The sequence below is a fragment of the Flavobacterium sasangense DSM 21067 genome (assembly GCF_000686885.1).
In the GTDB taxonomy this organism is placed as follows: Bacteria; Bacteroidota; Bacteroidia; order Flavobacteriales; family Flavobacteriaceae; genus Flavobacterium; species Flavobacterium sasangense.
On record NZ_JMLU01000040.1, the window covers coordinates 1 to 15,440 of the forward strand.

The window sequence follows — 15,440 nt, forward strand, 5'->3', positions numbered from 1 at the left end:
ACTAATATAACCGCAATAAGTAAATCGTGAACTACCGCATCTGCTGCTTCTAAAGTAAAAATCGTACTGTCTTTTGCGATTTCTAATTGTAATCCTTTTGATTTATAATCGTTTTCTAATTTGTTGATGGTTTTTACTAATTCTTCACTTACCGCTACAGCATTCGCATCAGATTGTTTTACAATTTGTAAAAGAATAGCACTTTTTTGATCTACACGAGCAACTTTTTCAGCAATCTTTTGAGTGTCTTGAACATCAGCAATATCACCTAAACGAACTTGAATTCCGTTTTTAGAAGATACAATTAAGTTTCTTAATTCTTCAACATTCTTATATTTTCCAGCTAAACGGATTAATATTTTTTGGTCACGCGTTTGAATGTTTCCTGTAGGGAAATCCAAATTTGACGATAAAATATTTTGTTGCACTTGCGGAATCGAAAGTCCGTAACCTTGCATTTTTACTGCATCAAGATTTACTTGAATTTCTCTCTCTTGTCCACCAATAATGTTTACTTGCGCGACACCTTGAACACGAGATAAAATTGGAGCTAATTTTTTATCAATTAAGTCGTAAAAAGCAACTTCGTCCATTTTTCCGTTGGCACCAATTGTCATAATTGGTAAATCACTCAAGGAGAATTTAGTTAACGAAGGTGTTTCTGCATCATCTGGTAAATCACTAATGATGGCGTTAATTTTACGTTGCGCATCGTTCATCGAAACATTTACATCAGCATTTGAAGTTAATGTAATGGATACGGTTGATAAACTTTCGTACGATTTGGCATCAATTTTTTTGATGTTTTCTAAAGAAGCTACGGCATCTTCAATTTTTTTAGTTACCGTATTTTCAATTTCACTTGGCGATGCACCAGGATAAATTGTCGCAATTGTAATTACGTTGGTTTCAAATTTAGGAATCAATTCGTAACCTAAATTGCTATAACTGAACAGTCCACCAAGTGTTAGAATTGTAAACAATACAATTACTAACGACGGACGTTTGATCGATATTTCTGCTAATTTCATATGTTTTTATTATTTAATAACTTCAACAGCGTTTCCGTCTTGTAAGTTGATTTGTCCAGTTACAATTACAATTTCTCCGTTAGATAATCCGTCTAAGATTTCTACTTTATCTCCTAAAATTCTACCTGCTGTTACTTTTTTAAGTTTAGCTGTTCCGTTTTCAATTACAAAAATTTCGTTGCTGCTAACACTTCCAACAAATGCATTTCTTGGTACAATTTTCAACGTTTGTTTTTGTTGGTTCGAAGCAAATTTTGCTGTTCCATACATTCCCGCTTTTAAGTCGTTTGAAGTGTTATTTGTGATTTCAATTTCAACTGGGAAGTTTAAACTTGCATCTGCTTTTGGAGCAATGAAAGTAATTTTTCCAGTAAATTCTTTGTCAGGATACACGTTTGAACCTACTTTAATTACGCTTCCTACTTTTAAGCTAGCTACTTGACTTTCGTTAACCGTAACTTTTAATTTTAATTTAGATACGTTTACAATTTCGAACAATTCTGTTGGTGGCATTCCAGATAAAATAGATCCTGGTTCAATGAATTTTTTATTGATAAAACCATTAATTGGCGCTTTAATTCTAGTATCACCTACGTTGATATTAGCTTGCGTTAAATTTGCTTTAGCATTTACCATTGCTAATCTTGCTTGGTCTAATTGTTGTTTCGTTACACCACCTGTTTTAAAAGCATTTTCAAATCTTGTATAATCTGCAACAGCGTTTTGATATACCGCATTTGCGTTTTGAGCATTTACGTTAATAACATCACTTCTTACAATAGCAAGTGTTTGTCCTGCTTTTACATAATCACCTTCTTTAACTAAAACTTGAGTTACTTTCCCGGATTTTTCAGCAGAAAATTTTAATTCTTGAATTGGTTCAAAGTTTCCGTTTGATACGAAATCTAATGAAACTTCTTCTGTTTTTACCGTATCCACTTTTACTGAAACTGATGCGTTTTTTTCGGCTACGATTGCTGTTTTAGCTTCGTTTTCTGCTTTGTTTTTAGTTAATATAAATCCGATTATACCTAATGAGGCTAAAATGATTACTATGGTTATAATTGTCTTTTTCATTTTAATTATTTATTGGTTAGTGTTTTAAGTTCGCCTTTTGATTTTATGAATTGAATTTCAGCTAATTTGTATTCTAAAATAGCATTAGTATAATTGTTTTGTGCTTCTACCATTGCGTTTTCAGCATCTAATAAATCGGTTAATGCAGCTAATCCTTGTGTGAAGTTGTTATTGGTATTATCAAAAACTTCTTTAGCAAGTTGCGCGTTTTCCTTTTGATTGTTGATGGTTATCAAACTGTTTTCAAGTTGTTTTTTTGCATTATCAAACGCTAAATCCAAAGCTAATTTTGTGTCATCAAGATCTACTTTTATCGAACTTAATGCATTGTTTGCTTGTCTTACTTTTGCTCTTGTTCCAAATCCTGTAAATAATGGAACTCTTAAACTTAATCCAATAGAAGAAAAGTCTGACCAATAAACACCATCAGCTGGTTTTGCAAATAATGGCATTTCTGGACCTTGACCAATATAATTGTAACTTCCAGTTAATGATAGTGTTGGATAATAAGCTGCTTGAGCTGCCTTTTTTTGGTAGGTTAATAATTGTTCTTGTTTTTTAAGTAACAAATATTCGGTTCTTCTAGTAACATCAGCTGTTGATGATAAGTCTTGTGGTGTAACTTCAAAAGCGGTATTAGGAATGATGATTTTGTTTTCCATTGGCATTCCCATATAAAATTTTAAGGCATTCTCTTGAAGCGAAATCGCATTTAAAATTTGCTGACGAAGTGAATTGATATTGTTTACACGAACGGTAATTCTATCGTAATCAATTTTTTTAGCCAAACCATTGTCATATTGCCCTTTGATGATGTCTTTTACTTTGTTTGTGTTTTTCAAATTGTTATCAACTACAATAAGTTTTTGTTGTTGCACATATACTTGATAATAGGCATTTGCAACACGTTCGATAACTTGTTCTTCAGTTAATTGTGCGTTTATTTGGTAAAATTCTCTGGTAGATTTTGCCGCTTTTAAACCTGTAAAAACCGATTGGTCAAACAAAGCTTGATTTAAAGAAACGCCTGCTACCGAGTTCCATTCTTGTCCAAGTGGTGCTAAAATTGTAGTTCCTGGAGCTCCAAAGAAATCGCCTGGTAAAGCATTTAATTGGAGAATAGGATTGTATGTCATGCTTCCATTAGCCGAAATTTGCGGTAAAGCTCTCGAACGAACTTCTTGAATTTTATACTCGCTATTTTCTACTTCTAATTTTGCTTTCTTAGCTTCTGCTTTGTTTTCAAGCGCAAAAGTTATAGCATCTTTTAATGTTAGTGGTGTCACTTCTTGCGCACTTACCGACAGTGTAAAAGTTAATAATGTTATGAGAATTGTTTTCTTCATTGTTTATATAATTGGATTTTTAAGGTGTTTTTCTAATTCGATAATTCCTGCTAAAGTTGCCATTGCTCTAATGTGATATTCCAAAGCTTTTACTTCTAATTCTTCAGCTTCAATACCTGATGCAGTGTTTTCATTGATGTTGAAGATTAATATCTGATAAAATTTCACATACTCATCAATAACCACATTTTCTCTGTACAAGCCTTCTTTGATTCCTTTAATGATGTTTTTTCGAAAGCAAACTATTAATATTTCTGATTGGACAGTTAGAACTTTTTCATATATTTCAAGATAATGTTTTTTTAATTGGTAAAGAGGTGATGTATCAGACCCTTTAAACATCTCTCTAAACATTCTTTTCATCTCAAAATTTTCTTCTATTGCATTCAAATTTAGATTTTCAATTTTAATAATAATTTCTTGGACTTCGCTAAATGCTAATTCAATAGTATTTTCTATCAAAATATCTTTATTGCTAAAATACTTGTATATGGTTTTTTTAGATATTCCTATTTCACTTGCGATATCATCCATAGTAACACTTTTGAATCCTAGCTTCAAAAACATAAGTTTTGCGGTTTTTATAATTTGCTCTTTCATCATTTTTTTTTTGCAAATATACAAAGAAAACTTTAGCACCAAAATAGTTTCCGAGTTTTTTTAGAAAAATTAACATTTAATTATTGAAAATTTAAATAGGCATTAAGTATTTTTTACATTACTCTTTATGTTTAATAAATCATTTATGTTTAAAAACAAATTTCTTTAAAGGTCATTTATCAAGAAAATATTTTGTTTTAATCATCATCTATAATCTATTTTGATGGAAAAGTGAAAGTAACCACTAAGAAGTTTCAGCTTTAAAATTTTGTATAGATAATTTGTTTTTTAATATTTTCATATCGTCACACACTTTTCTATCTAATACTTTAGCATAATGCTGGGTTGTGTGAAGGTTTTTGTGTCCTAGCATTTTACTAACCGTTTCAATTGGAACTCCATTTGTTAATGTTACAGAGGTTGCGAATGTGTGTCTCGCCATGTGGAACGTTATTTCTTTTGGGATGTCACATAAATCACCAATTTCTTTTAGATAAGCATTCATTTTTTGGTTTGTTAAAATTGGTAAAATACTATCATCATTTAAACATTTTGGATGACTTTCGTATTTATTAATTATTTCTTGGGCAATAGGTAATACTGGTATTTTTGATTTTGTATCTGTTTTTTGACGGTTTTTGAAAATCCATTTCTCTCCATCAATGCCTATACCAATATGATCCTTTTTCAATCCTTTTACATCAATGTAGGCTAAACCAGTGTAGCATGAAAAAATGAAAATATCTCTAACTAGTTGTAGTCTTTCTGATGAAATTTTCTTGTTGTAGATTTTCAATAATTCCTCTTCAGTCAAAAAGTCTCTTTCAACTTCTTTCATTTTACCTTCATATCGAGTAGTTGGGTCTTTATCTAACCAATCATTATCCAGGCATATCTTTATGATTTTTCTAAAATTTCTAACATATTTGACAGCCGTATTGTTATTGCATTTTTTTTACACTTCTCAAATAAAATTCAAAATCGGTTACAAAGGCATAGTCGATTTTATTGATGCTAATATCATTCATGTTATATTTCCAAAGGATAAACTCCTGCAAATGTTTTAATGAAATATTAAATCGTTCTAAAGTTCCATAGGCATAACCATTTCCAATTAGGTCTTTAATTTTATCATTATGGCTTTGATAGATTGGAATGATCATTCGCTCACGTTCTTGTACTCCGGTTAGTTTTGATTTAAAATTTTCAATTGTCAAATCTTCATTTTTGTGGAGCAATTCCATCTGAATATCAAAAACTTTTGATTTCATTAAATCAAGATAGTTATTTATTGTCCTAGCTTCTTCTGAATTACCTTTCATTTTTGATTGTTCTGAAGACCATTTTGATTTATCAATGAATTTTTTAGTACTGAATTCAAAACGTTCTCCGTTTACAGTTAACCTGAAATAAATTGGTAATTGACCATTTTTGTTGGCTTTTGAAGTTTTTGCATAAATATGCACAGTGATTTTTGCTTTCATGGTGGTGACCTTTTAATTAGTATTCAATTTAATTTTTAAACTTTTAGTAAACAAGATGTACACTTTTTGAACAAGTATTGAACAGGTTGTTAGCACAGTGTTTACAGTGCTTGAGAGAATTTAGCGAGACCCAAAATTGTAATTTTTTTTAGGGTCTCGATTTTGTCCCTTTAGCATTAAGATTGAATGAATAATTTGGTATATGTCCCAAAGCAAAAAGCCGATAAATCTTAAGATTTATCGGCTTTTGTAACCATTTGTTTTTAAATGTGTGGGCGATGAGGGGTTCGAACCCCCGACCCCCTCGGTGTAAACGAGGTGCTCTGAACCAGCTGAGCTAATCGCCCCAATAAATTGCTTTACTATTACCGTATTGCGAGTGCAAATATACAAGGATTATTTGTATCTGCAAGTGTTTTTGAAAAAAAATTACACAATTTCTGCCACTACAAAAGTACTTCCGCCTATGTAAATAAAATCAGAATCTTTCGCTGAATTAACAGCTTCATCATAAGCTTCTGATACCGAATTAAATACTCTTCCAAACAAACTAAAATCAATTGCTTTTTGTTTTAAAATTTCAGCATCTAATCCGCGAGGAACATTAGGTTTACAGAAATAATATTTCGCACTTTTGGGAAATAATGGTAAAATTGAATCTAAATCCTTATCATTTACCACACCTAAAACTATATGAAGCGTTTCAAAAGAATGCTTTTGAATTTGATTCAATACTATTTTTAATCCGTGACTATTGTGAGCCGTATCACAAACAGTAAAAGGTTTTTGTTTTAAAATTTGCCATCTACCAAGTAATCCTGTATTTTGAATTACATTTTTCAATCCTAACTTAATATGATTTTCCTCTATTTTAAATTGTGATTGTAATAATTTGATGGCTTGAAGAACTGTTTTCTTATTATGAACCTGATAATCTCCTAACAAAGCGCATTCGTAAGTAACTTCTAAATTATTTTGAGCAAAATATATCGGTGCATTTTCTAATTTTGCTTTAGCAATAAAAATGGGTTTTGTCTCTTCCGAATATTCTCCAATAACTACTGGAACATTTGATTTTATAATTCCAGCTTTTTCAGCAGCAATTTTCGGCAATGTATCTCCTAAAAACTGCGTATGATCAAAACCAATATTTGTTATTACAGAAACTAATGGAGTAATTACATTGGTAGAATCTAACCTACCTCCCATTCCAACTTCAATTACGGCCACATCCACTTGTTCTTTGGCAAAATAATCAAAGGCTAAACCAACCGTCATTTCAAAAAAACTTAATTGATTAGCTTCGAAAAACGATTTATTTTGAGCAACAAAATCAACCACAAAATCTTCGGAAATCATTTCGCCATTAATGCGAATACGTTCACGAAAATCTTTTAAATGAGGTGAAGTGTACAAACCTACTTTATATCCAGCTTCTTGAAGAATCGAAGCAATCATAGATGACGTTGACCCTTTTCCGTTGGTTCCAGCTACGTGAATTGATTTGAATTTGGATTCGGGATGTTGCAAATGTTCTACCAACAATAAAGTATTGGTCAAATCTTTTTTATAGGCCGAAGCGCCTTGCATTTGAAACATTGGTAACTGGCTAAATAACCATGCTGTGGTTTCTTGATACGTCATTTTGAATGGGATAATAAAGAAATTATTCTCCTACTTGGAAATTCACAACCACAAAACCAATTTGAGTTTCGGGCGCATTAGCATCGGGTTGCCATTTGAAAGTTTTGGCCGTTTCTAATGCTGGATTTACTAAACAAGGATTGGTATTAGTTGTCCCTTGAGAACGTTCTGCTTTTATAACATTGCCTTGACGATTAACCCAAATCTTAACTACAACCTTTCCAGATTCATTACAATCTTGTACTCTTTTACTATTACCTGATAATTTTCTTCCAGCTAATCCCCAACCTGTTCCTTTTCCAGTTCCAATTCCATCACCAGAACCATTACCGTAAAAACTATTAGCATATAAGCTACCGTTAGGATTTCCTTTATCGCCACCTTCATTATCATCCCCATGACCTGATTGTGTTGTACCATCTTGTTTTGGACCTTTAATAATGCTATTCAAAGCACTGTTACTAGGTTTTACAGGTTTGGTCTCTGTTGGTTTTACAACAGGCTTGTTTTCTGAAGGTTTTACAACTGGTTTTTTTACTTCTTTTTTAGGTAACGTAATTGGAGCTTCTTCATCTTGCGTTAACACATCATCTTCTTCTGCCGGAACAGGTTCTGACTGCGCTTGATCGGGCGACATTTGCACGGGTTCTGTTGGTTGTATTTCACCACTACCCGTATCGCTAGTTCCAAAGTTAACAGCGATTCCATTTTCAGGCGGAGGATCCATATAGGTTAATCCAAAAATAGTAAACAACAGAAAGAGTATCACAAAAATAACCGAAGTTATTGTGAATGATTTTTTTTCCTCTGGTGTTTCTAAAAATTTCATGATTTAACTATTTAGGATTAACCGCAATAACCATTTTTATTTGATTACGATAGGCAATTTCCATAACCTTAACCACTTTTTCATGTGGAACCGATTTTTCGGCACGCAACACGATAGCCTTATTTTCAGAATTAGCAAACAAAGCCAATAATTGTTTTTCTAAATCGGCTTCGTTCACTTTGTCTTTATCTATAAAAAAGTTTAAATCCTTATCAATACTAACCGATGTACTTTTATTACTATCTGTTTTCCCTTTAGCTTTCGGCAAAACGATATCTAATGCATTTGTAGTTACCATAGTAGAAGTTAGCATGAAAAAGATAAGTAACAAGAACACTATGTCGGTCATTGACGACATATTGAATTCTGTTGAAACTTTATTTCTTGTTTTACCTAACTTCATTATACTGGCTCGTTTAATAAATCTAAGAAATCAACTGCATTGGCTTCCATTTGGTTTACTACTTTATTCGTTTTTACAACTAAATGGTTATAACCAACATAAGCAATAATACCAACAACTAATCCAACAACTGTAGTGGTCATAGCTGTGTAAATACCTTCCGCTAAAACACCCACTTCAATTTGTCCACCACCACTTGCCATTTCATGGAAAGCAAGAATCATACCAACAACAGTACCAAGGAAACCAACCATTGGTCCAGCTCCTGAAATGGTAGCCAACATACTTGTATTTTTCTCTAATTTATATAACTCTAAGTTACCTGCATTTTCAATTGCTGTATTGATGTCTTCTAAAGGTTTTCCAATACGAGATATTCCTTTTTCAATTAATCGTGCCACAGGCGAATTGGTTTGCGCGCATAACATTTTTGCAGCATCTAGCTTACCTGACATAATATTCATTTTGATATTATTCATAAAACTAGCATCGATTTTTGACGCTTTATTAATTGCCATCAAACGTTCGAAATACAAAAACAACGCAAAGAAAAGTTGAAGAAATAAAACAATCATAATAATTTGACCACCAATACCTCCACTGGTAAGCAAACTCCAGATTGATAATGTTTTTTCTGTTACTTGTTCGTCTGCTACTACTTGACTAGCAACCGCTAAACTATCGGCTTGAAGAAATAAACTCATACTGTATACTTAATTTGTAATTAAAACGTAGATTAAAATTAATTATTGTTATCTAATAAAATGTTCAATAAATAAAAAAGTTAATGCTCCTGCCATAAAACCAGCAAAAGCTAACCATGTTATTTTTTTTAAATACCAAATGAAATCGATTTTTTCCATACCCATTGCAGCAACACCAGCTGCAGAACCAATAATTAGCATACTTCCTCCAGTTCCTGCAGAATATGCAATAAAATGCCAGATAGAATGATCCATCTCATAAGTATACATTCCCATAGAAGCCGCTACTAAAGGCACATTATCTATAATAGCAGATAAAGCCCCTAAAAGTATAACTACTATATCCATGCTTGGAATTGCATTTGAAATACTCTCAGCAGCATAACGTAAAGTACCTACTTCTTGTCCGTTAATTGATCCAAAAACCAAGCTCTCAAGAGCAGCTACCGCCATTAAAATTCCTAAGAAAAATAAAATACTTGAAATTTCAATACGTGACAAGGCTTTATTAGCAGAATATAAATGCTTTCTCGATTTATCAAAATTATCTTCTGGATGAATGTACTCAGAAACCATCCAAACAACTGCTAAACTAAGCATCATTCCCACATAAGGAGGCAAGTGAGTTAACGTTTTAAAAACTGGAACAAAAACAATTGCACCTAATCCTAACCAAAGCATAGTTTTACTACTTAGCAAACGTTCGCGGTCTTCATGGTTTTTTTCATCAACTACAATTTCTCCTTTAAAAATTTTCATTCTTGAAGCTAATGCATAAGGAACTACAAAACAAACAATTGCAGGAATAATAATATATTCTGACAAACCACCTGCAGAAACTTTTTTAGCAATCCACAGCATAGTTGTTGTAACATCTCCAATTGGCGACCAAGCTCCACCAGCATTTGCTGCAATAACAATTAAAGAAGCGTACCAAATTCTCTCTTCTCTATTATTTATTAATTTTCTCAGTAAAGATATCAATACAATTGTAGCGGTAAGGTTATCAATTACAGCAGACAATATAAAACCTACTATACCTGTAATCCATAAAAGTCTGATTTTACTTTTGGTCTTAACCATGTCTTTTAGCACATCAAAACCTCTGTGCAAATCGATTAACTCAACAATGGTCATAGCCCCAATTAAGAAAATCAAAATTTCAGCTACCTTTCCAATATGATGTAAAAGCAAACCTTCAAACCCATGCTCCTGTTTATGAATATCAGCGGAATTAATATTAAAAACTGCCCCATAACCATCAATAACAGAAAACCAACCTTTGTGAAATCCTACAGCTAATAAAGCCCACATTAAGGAAGCCATTAATAATGCCGGAACTGTTTTATCCAATTTTAAAGGATGTTCCAGGGTTATTGACAAATATCCTATTACAAAAAGAAGTATTAATATTGCTTCCATGATTTATTTTTTTATACCAATTGTTTTAATGCAATTTCAAAAGCAGTAGCACTGATATTCTTTTTATCAGCATTTAAAGTATATGCTTTTTGAATTGCATTTTTTATTGTATTTGAAGTGTCTGAGAAAATAGCTTCATCTGTCATTTGTACTTTTTTCTCCATGAAATAAGCAAAAACTCTAGCCATTCCACAATTTGCGATGAAATCAGGAATTAAACTTACTTTTTTATCGGTTTCTTCCATAATTGGGCCAAAGAAAATTTCTTTATCAGCAAACGGAACATTCGCACCACTTGAAATCACTTCCAAACCAGAAGCAATCATGCTATCAACTTGTTCTTTAGTCACTAATCTTGAAGCTGCACATGGAGCAAAAACTTGTGCACCCATTGACCAAATCTTTTCATTGATTTCAGCAAAAGGTATCATGTTGTCAGCTACTAATTTATTTCCGTCTTTGTTTAAGAATAACGTTTTGATTTCTTCAAATGAGAATCCGTTTTCGTTGATAACACCACCATCTCTATCAATAATACCAACAACTTTTGCTCCCATTTGCGCTAAATAAAAAGCCGCTGCTGAACCTACATTTCCAAAACCTTGAACGATTGCTTTCTTCCCTTTAACATCACCACCATAAATAGTATAATAATGACGAACTGCTTCTGCAACTCCATATCCAGTAATCATATCTGCTACTGTATATTTTCTATTTACATCTGGAGAGAAATTTGGATTTTCAATTACTTTGATAACTCCCTGACGTAATTGTCCAATTCTGTTGATTTTATCGGCTTCTGTTGGCTTAAAGTGACCATTAAAAACACCTTCTTGTGGATGCCAAACACCACAATCTTCAGTCATTGGAATAACTTCGTGAATTTCATCTACATTCAAATCACCACCAGTTCCGTAGTAATTTTTTAATAATGGAGAAACTGCTTTATACCATCTTTCTAAAACACCTTTTTTTCTTGGATCGTTTGGGTCAAAATTGATCCCTGATTTAGCACCACCAATTGCTGGTCCTGAAACTGAAAACTTAACTTCCATAGTTTTTGCTAATGAAAGTACTTCGTTCATATCTAATCCCTTACGCATACGAGTTCCACCACCTGCAGCACCACCTCTTAACGAGTTGATTACTGTCCATCCTTCAGCTTCTGTTTCAGGGTCTTTCCAATTAAATACTATTTCTGGTTCTTTGTTTTCAAATTTCTTTAATAAATCTTTCATTGTGTTGGTTAAATTTTATTCGTTTTACAAATATACATAATCTGTTTAAGGACTAAAGCCTAAACGCTATTTTTTAGTTTTTTATAACATTTACATAAAGACTACTCCAGAGGAATGGTTTTTACTAGCACCTGTCACTGAAGACAATACATTAATTTCATTTAGTAATCGCAATACGCCTAAAAATCCAAAAATTAATGCTTCTTTAAACTGAATCGTTTTATCATCTGGAATTACCACTTCTGTTGTAGGTAAATAATTATGCAATCTTTCAATCAAAAATCGATTATAAGCACCTCCTCCTGTGACAAATAATTTTGCATTTGGTTTTGAACATATTTTCGAAATTTGAACAGCAATATGTTCAACAAAAGTTCTAAGCTTATCTTTTACATCAATTGAATACGAGTATATCAAAGGAAAAATTTCAGCATTTACGAATTCCATTCCGAGAGATTTTGGATATGGTGCTTTATAAAAATCCAAATCATTCAATTTATGCAATAATTCATGATTCACATTTCCATATCTTGCTAAATTCCCAGCATCATCATATGGAAAACCTAATTCATTCGCATAAAAATTCAAAACGGTATTTACGGGCGAAATATCAAATGCAATTCTATTACCATCTTCATTAAAGGAAACATTCGAAAATCCGCCTAAATTCAAACAATAATCATATTGAGAAAAAAGTAATTCATCTCCTATCGGTACTAATGGCGCACCTTGACCTCCTAGTTGTACATCTTGTACTCTAAAATCACAAACAATCGTTTGATTAACTAAATCTCGAATTATGGGAAGATTACCAATTTGAAGTGTAAATCCGTTTTGAGGTTGGTGTAAGATTGTGTGACCATGACTACAAACGGCATCAATTTCAGCGAGGTGATTTTTAGAAATAAATTCAGAAATTATCGAAGCCAAAAGTTTTGTATAACTAACATTCAATTCTTCTAATTCAGATGGATTAAAATGAATCGCATTTTTCAATTTAGTAAGCCATTCTTCCGAGTACGAAACAGTTTCTGATTGAAAAATTTCAAACTTCCAACAATCTGAATGTTTGAATTTTATATAAGCTAAATCAACGCCATCTAAAGATGTGCCCGACATAACTCCGATAACGTTGTAGTTTTCTTTAAACATGGGTTAAAATTACAAATTGTTATTGAAAATTTGGTAATTAATCTTTACATTTGGTTCCTGAAATTACAAAATAATCAAACATTACATCTAAATAATATGGATTTTAAATTAACCGAAGAGCATTTAATGATTCAGCAAGCTGCTAGAGATTTTGCTCAAACAGAATTATTACCTGGAGTTATTGAAAGAGATGAACATTCAAAATTCCCAACAGAACAAGTGAAAATGATGGGAGAACTTGGGTTCTTAGGAATGATGGTAGATCCAAAATACGGAGGAGCTGGATTAGACAGTTTGTCTTATGTTTTAGCTATGGAAGAAATTGCAAAAGTGGATGCTTCTGCAGCGGTAATCATGTCGGTAAACAACTCATTAGTATGTGCTGGCTTAGAAAAATATGGTTCAGAAGAACAAAAAGTAAAATATTTAACTCCACTTGCTAAAGGAGAAAAAATTGGAGCTTTCTGTTTATCAGAGCCAGAAGCAGGTTCTGATGCAACTTCGCAAAGAACAACTGCTATTGATATGGGCGACCATTATTTAGTAAACGGAACTAAAAACTGGATTACGAATGGTGGAACAGCTTCTACTTATTTAGTAATTGCTCAAACTGATGCTTCAAAAGGACACAAAGGAATTAACGTTCTTATCGTAGAAAAAGGAATGCCAGGTTTTGAAGTAGGTCCAAAAGAGAAAAAAATGGGAATCCGTGGATCGGATACACATACTTTATTATTTAATGATGTAAAAGTTCCAAAAGAAAACAGAATTGGTGCAGACGGATTTGGATTCGCTTTCGCGATGTCAACTTTGAATGGAGGAAGAATTGGAATTGCATCTCAAGCGTTAGGTATTGCACAAGGAGCTTACGAATTAGCGTTAAAATATTCTCAAGAGCGTGTAGCCTTCGGAAAACCAATTTTCAATCACCAAGCGATTGCTTTCAAATTAGCGGATATGCATGTAAAAATTACATGTGCTAGATTATTAATTCACAAAGCAGCTACAGAAAAAGATAATGGTGAAGATATTGCACATTCTGGTGCTATGGCAAAATTATACGCTTCAGAAATCGCTTTAGAAGTAGCTAATGATGCTGTACAAATTCACGGTGGAAATGGTTACGTAAGTGAATACCACGTTGAAAGAATGATGCGTGATTCTAAAATCACACAGATTTACGAAGGAACTTCAGAAATTCAACGAATTGTTATTTCAAGAGGTTTAGTGAAATAGTCTAAAATAAATAATTTACTAAAGGAGTTCAACTTAATTGCTGAACTCTTTTTTTTATTACCTTTAAAATAAAAATGCTATTTGAAAATTGGAAAGAGAATCTGGAACCCTTAATTGACAAATATAAAGGAAGAAAGCATCCTTTACACTATAACAACACTTATCAATTACTGATAATGGTGATTTTATCTGCTCAAGATTCTGATGCGAATATTAACAATATCACTATTCCTTTTTTTGAAAAATATTCAAATCTGGAAAGTATATCAAATTCAAACATTGAAGAGATAACTCCGTACTTTACAAAAGTTAAAAATTACCCAACTAAAACAACTTGGATATTTGAAATAGCTAAACTTCTAAAAACGGATAATAATATTCCCATAAATTTAATCGACTTAGTTGCTTTAAAAGGAATTGGAAGAAAATCAGCTAATGTAATATTGAGAGAAACCAATCAAAAAACAGAAGGCATAATAGTTGATTTACACGTTATTAGAGTTGCACCAAGAATTGGCTTAACACCAAAATATGAAGACGGGAATAAAATCGAAAAACTATTGATGCAACAACTCCCTTATGAAATTTGGAACGAAATAGGCATGGCTTTCTCATTTTTAGGCAGGGAAATCTGTCGACCAACCAATCCAAAATGTAATGATTGTCCGATAAATATACATTGTAACTATTTTAAAAACTTAAACCAATAAAAAAACCACCCTATTGAGGTGGTGTTTTCAGTCCCGTTGGGACGGCATATTGGTAACAAAAAAACCCTCATCGATAGATGAAGGGTTTTCAAAAGAAAGGCGGCGACATACTCTCCCACATAACTGCAGTACCATCTGCGCAGTCGGGCTTAACTTCTCTGTTCGGAATGGGAAGAGGTGAGCCCCGACGCAATAACCACCTTAAGAGGTTAAATTGCTTTGAGCAATTTTTTTAATTAATAATTGATAATTAACAATTAACAATTAATAATTAAAACAATATCTTAACATACTGAGATAAATCGTTTAAAAAGTTACCTGAGGTTACTCGAAGGTAAGAAAGTTTCGCTCCCCGCCAAAGCGGGGAGGCTTGTACATAAGCTAACGGGTTATTAGTACTACTCGACTATGACATTACTGCCTTTACATCTATAGCCTATCAACGTGGTCATCTTCCACGACCCTTAAAAGAAATCTCATCTTGTGGTGGGTTTCGCGCTTATATGCTTTCAGCGCTTATCCCTTCCCGACGTAGCTACTCTGCAGTGCTCCTGGCGGAACAAC

General features: G+C 32.7%; 15 protein-coding genes, 1 tRNA gene and 2 rRNA genes. 2 read left to right on the top strand and 16 right to left on the bottom strand.

Annotation, left to right across the window (positions count from 1 at the left end; all coding sequences use genetic code 11):
* The 14 genes from BP92_RS16365 to BP92_RS0112935 all read right to left on the bottom strand — a co-directional run.
* On the bottom strand, positions 1 to 1,031 hold a 1,031-nt coding region (locus BP92_RS16365; protein ID WP_026724500.1), incomplete at its 3' end, for an efflux RND transporter permease subunit.
* A gap of 9 nt (positions 1,032 to 1,040) precedes the next feature.
* A complete protein-coding gene (locus BP92_RS0112880; RefSeq protein WP_026726415.1) occupies positions 1,041 to 2,108 on the bottom strand; it encodes an efflux RND transporter periplasmic adaptor subunit in 1,068 nt (355 codons plus the stop codon).
* Positions 2,109 to 2,113: 5 nt separating this feature from the next.
* Positions 2,114 to 3,454, bottom strand: coding sequence for a TolC family protein (locus BP92_RS0112885; protein WP_026726416.1), 1,341 nt, complete (start codon positions 3,452 to 3,454; stop codon positions 2,114 to 2,116).
* A 3-nt stretch (positions 3,455 to 3,457) separates the two neighbouring features.
* Positions 3,458 to 4,057: a TetR/AcrR family transcriptional regulator gene (locus BP92_RS0112890; protein WP_316929529.1), complete on the bottom strand. Its 600-nt coding sequence runs from the start codon at positions 4,055 to 4,057 to the stop codon at positions 3,458 to 3,460.
* A gap of 241 nt (positions 4,058 to 4,298) precedes the next feature.
* On the bottom strand, positions 4,299 to 4,892 hold the full coding sequence (locus tag BP92_RS17470) for a site-specific integrase (protein WP_316929530.1): 594 nt from the start codon (positions 4,890 to 4,892) through the stop codon (positions 4,299 to 4,301).
* Positions 4,893 to 4,995: 103 nt separating this feature from the next.
* Positions 4,996 to 5,538: a phage integrase SAM-like domain-containing protein gene (locus BP92_RS17475; RefSeq protein WP_316929531.1), complete on the bottom strand. Its 543-nt coding sequence runs from the start codon at positions 5,536 to 5,538 to the stop codon at positions 4,996 to 4,998.
* 272 nt (positions 5,539 to 5,810) lie between these two features.
* Positions 5,811 to 5,885 (bottom strand) — tRNA-Val (locus BP92_RS0112900).
* Positions 5,886 to 5,967: 82 nt separating this feature from the next.
* On the bottom strand, positions 5,968 to 7,182 hold the full coding sequence (locus tag BP92_RS0112905; RefSeq protein ID WP_026726418.1) for a bifunctional folylpolyglutamate synthase/dihydrofolate synthase: 1,215 nt from the start codon (positions 7,180 to 7,182) through the stop codon (positions 5,968 to 5,970).
* Between the two features lie 22 nt (positions 7,183 to 7,204).
* Positions 7,205 to 8,011, bottom strand: a complete 807-nt coding sequence (locus tag BP92_RS0112910; protein WP_026726419.1) for an energy transducer TonB — start codon at positions 8,009 to 8,011, stop codon at positions 7,205 to 7,207.
* A 7-nt stretch (positions 8,012 to 8,018) separates the two neighbouring features.
* On the bottom strand, positions 8,019 to 8,414 hold the full coding sequence (locus BP92_RS0112915) for an ExbD/TolR family protein (protein ID WP_026726420.1): 396 nt from the start codon (positions 8,412 to 8,414) through the stop codon (positions 8,019 to 8,021).
* A complete protein-coding gene (locus tag BP92_RS0112920) occupies positions 8,414 to 9,118 on the bottom strand; it encodes a MotA/TolQ/ExbB proton channel family protein (RefSeq protein WP_026726421.1) in 705 nt (234 codons plus the stop codon). Before BP92_RS0112920 ends, BP92_RS0112915 begins: the two co-directional genes overlap by 1 nt.
* Positions 9,119 to 9,166: 48 nt before the next feature.
* Positions 9,167 to 10,540, bottom strand: coding sequence for a sodium:proton antiporter NhaD (gene nhaD, locus BP92_RS0112925; protein ID WP_026726422.1), 1,374 nt, complete (start codon positions 10,538 to 10,540; stop codon positions 9,167 to 9,169).
* Between the two features lie 11 nt (positions 10,541 to 10,551).
* The gene (locus BP92_RS0112930; RefSeq protein ID WP_026726423.1) at positions 10,552 to 11,778 is read right to left on the bottom strand and encodes a Glu/Leu/Phe/Val dehydrogenase dimerization domain-containing protein; all 1,227 of its coding nucleotides are present in this window, start codon (positions 11,776 to 11,778) and stop codon (positions 10,552 to 10,554) included.
* A gap of 90 nt (positions 11,779 to 11,868) precedes the next feature.
* Positions 11,869 to 12,930, bottom strand: coding sequence for an anhydro-N-acetylmuramic acid kinase (locus tag BP92_RS0112935; RefSeq protein ID WP_026726424.1), 1,062 nt, complete (start codon positions 12,928 to 12,930; stop codon positions 11,869 to 11,871).
* 96 nt (positions 12,931 to 13,026) lie between these two features.
* Between BP92_RS0112935 and BP92_RS0112940 the strand changes: the two genes are divergently transcribed.
* Together BP92_RS0112940 and BP92_RS0112945 are read left to right on the top strand one after the other, a co-directional pair.
* Positions 13,027 to 14,166 carry an acyl-CoA dehydrogenase gene (locus BP92_RS0112940; RefSeq protein ID WP_026726425.1) on the top strand — a complete coding sequence of 380 codons (1,140 nt, stop codon included), beginning with the start codon at positions 13,027 to 13,029 and terminating at the stop codon, positions 14,164 to 14,166.
* Positions 14,167 to 14,240: 74 nt separating this feature from the next.
* Positions 14,241 to 14,876 (top strand): endonuclease III domain-containing protein, encoded by a 636-nt coding sequence (locus BP92_RS0112945; RefSeq protein WP_035693482.1) that lies wholly within the window; start codon positions 14,241 to 14,243, stop codon positions 14,874 to 14,876.
* A 94-nt stretch (positions 14,877 to 14,970) separates the two neighbouring features.
* On the opposite strand, the gene rrf is transcribed toward BP92_RS0112945, so the two are convergent.
* A 5S ribosomal RNA gene (gene rrf, locus BP92_RS0112950) occupies positions 14,971 to 15,080 on the bottom strand.
* A 168-nt stretch (positions 15,081 to 15,248) separates the two neighbouring features.
* Positions 15,249 to 15,440, bottom strand: a 23S ribosomal RNA gene (locus tag BP92_RS0112955); the annotation flags it as partial.

Excerpts from the sequence above, each read along its gene's own strand:
- BP92_RS0112935 (WP_026726424.1), bottom strand. The coding sequence starts at position 12,930 with ATGTTTAAAGAAAACTACAACGTTATCGGAGTTATGTCGGGCACATCT.
- BP92_RS0112910 (WP_026726419.1), bottom strand. The coding sequence starts at position 8,011 with ATGAAATTTTTAGAAACACCAGAGGAAAAAAAATCATTCACAATAACT.
- BP92_RS17475 (WP_316929531.1), bottom strand. The coding sequence starts at position 5,538 with ATGAAAGCAAAAATCACTGTGCATATTTATGCAAAAACTTCAAAAGCC.
- BP92_RS17470 (WP_316929530.1), bottom strand. The coding sequence starts at position 4,892 with ATGAAAGAAGTTGAAAGAGACTTTTTGACTGAAGAGGAATTATTGAAA.
- BP92_RS0112905 (WP_026726418.1), bottom strand. The coding sequence starts at position 7,182 with ATGACGTATCAAGAAACCACAGCATGGTTATTTAGCCAGTTACCAATG.
- BP92_RS0112930 (WP_026726423.1), bottom strand. The coding sequence starts at position 11,778 with ATGAAAGATTTATTAAAGAAATTTGAAAACAAAGAACCAGAAATAGTA.
- BP92_RS0112915 (WP_026726420.1), bottom strand. The coding sequence starts at position 8,414 with ATGAAGTTAGGTAAAACAAGAAATAAAGTTTCAACAGAATTCAATATG.
- BP92_RS0112880 (WP_026726415.1), bottom strand. The coding sequence starts at position 2,108 with ATGAAAAAGACAATTATAACCATAGTAATCATTTTAGCCTCATTAGGT.
- nhaD (WP_026726422.1), bottom strand. The coding sequence starts at position 10,540 with ATGGAAGCAATATTAATACTTCTTTTTGTAATAGGATATTTGTCAATA.
- BP92_RS0112920 (WP_026726421.1), bottom strand. The coding sequence starts at position 9,118 with ATGAGTTTATTTCTTCAAGCCGATAGTTTAGCGGTTGCTAGTCAAGTA.
- BP92_RS0112940 (WP_026726425.1), top strand. The coding sequence starts at position 13,027 with ATGGATTTTAAATTAACCGAAGAGCATTTAATGATTCAGCAAGCTGCT.
- BP92_RS0112885 (WP_026726416.1), bottom strand. The coding sequence starts at position 3,454 with ATGAAGAAAACAATTCTCATAACATTATTAACTTTTACACTGTCGGTA.
- BP92_RS0112890 (WP_316929529.1), bottom strand. The coding sequence starts at position 4,057 with ATGATGAAAGAGCAAATTATAAAAACCGCAAAACTTATGTTTTTGAAG.
- BP92_RS0112945 (WP_035693482.1), top strand. The coding sequence starts at position 14,241 with ATGCTATTTGAAAATTGGAAAGAGAATCTGGAACCCTTAATTGACAAA.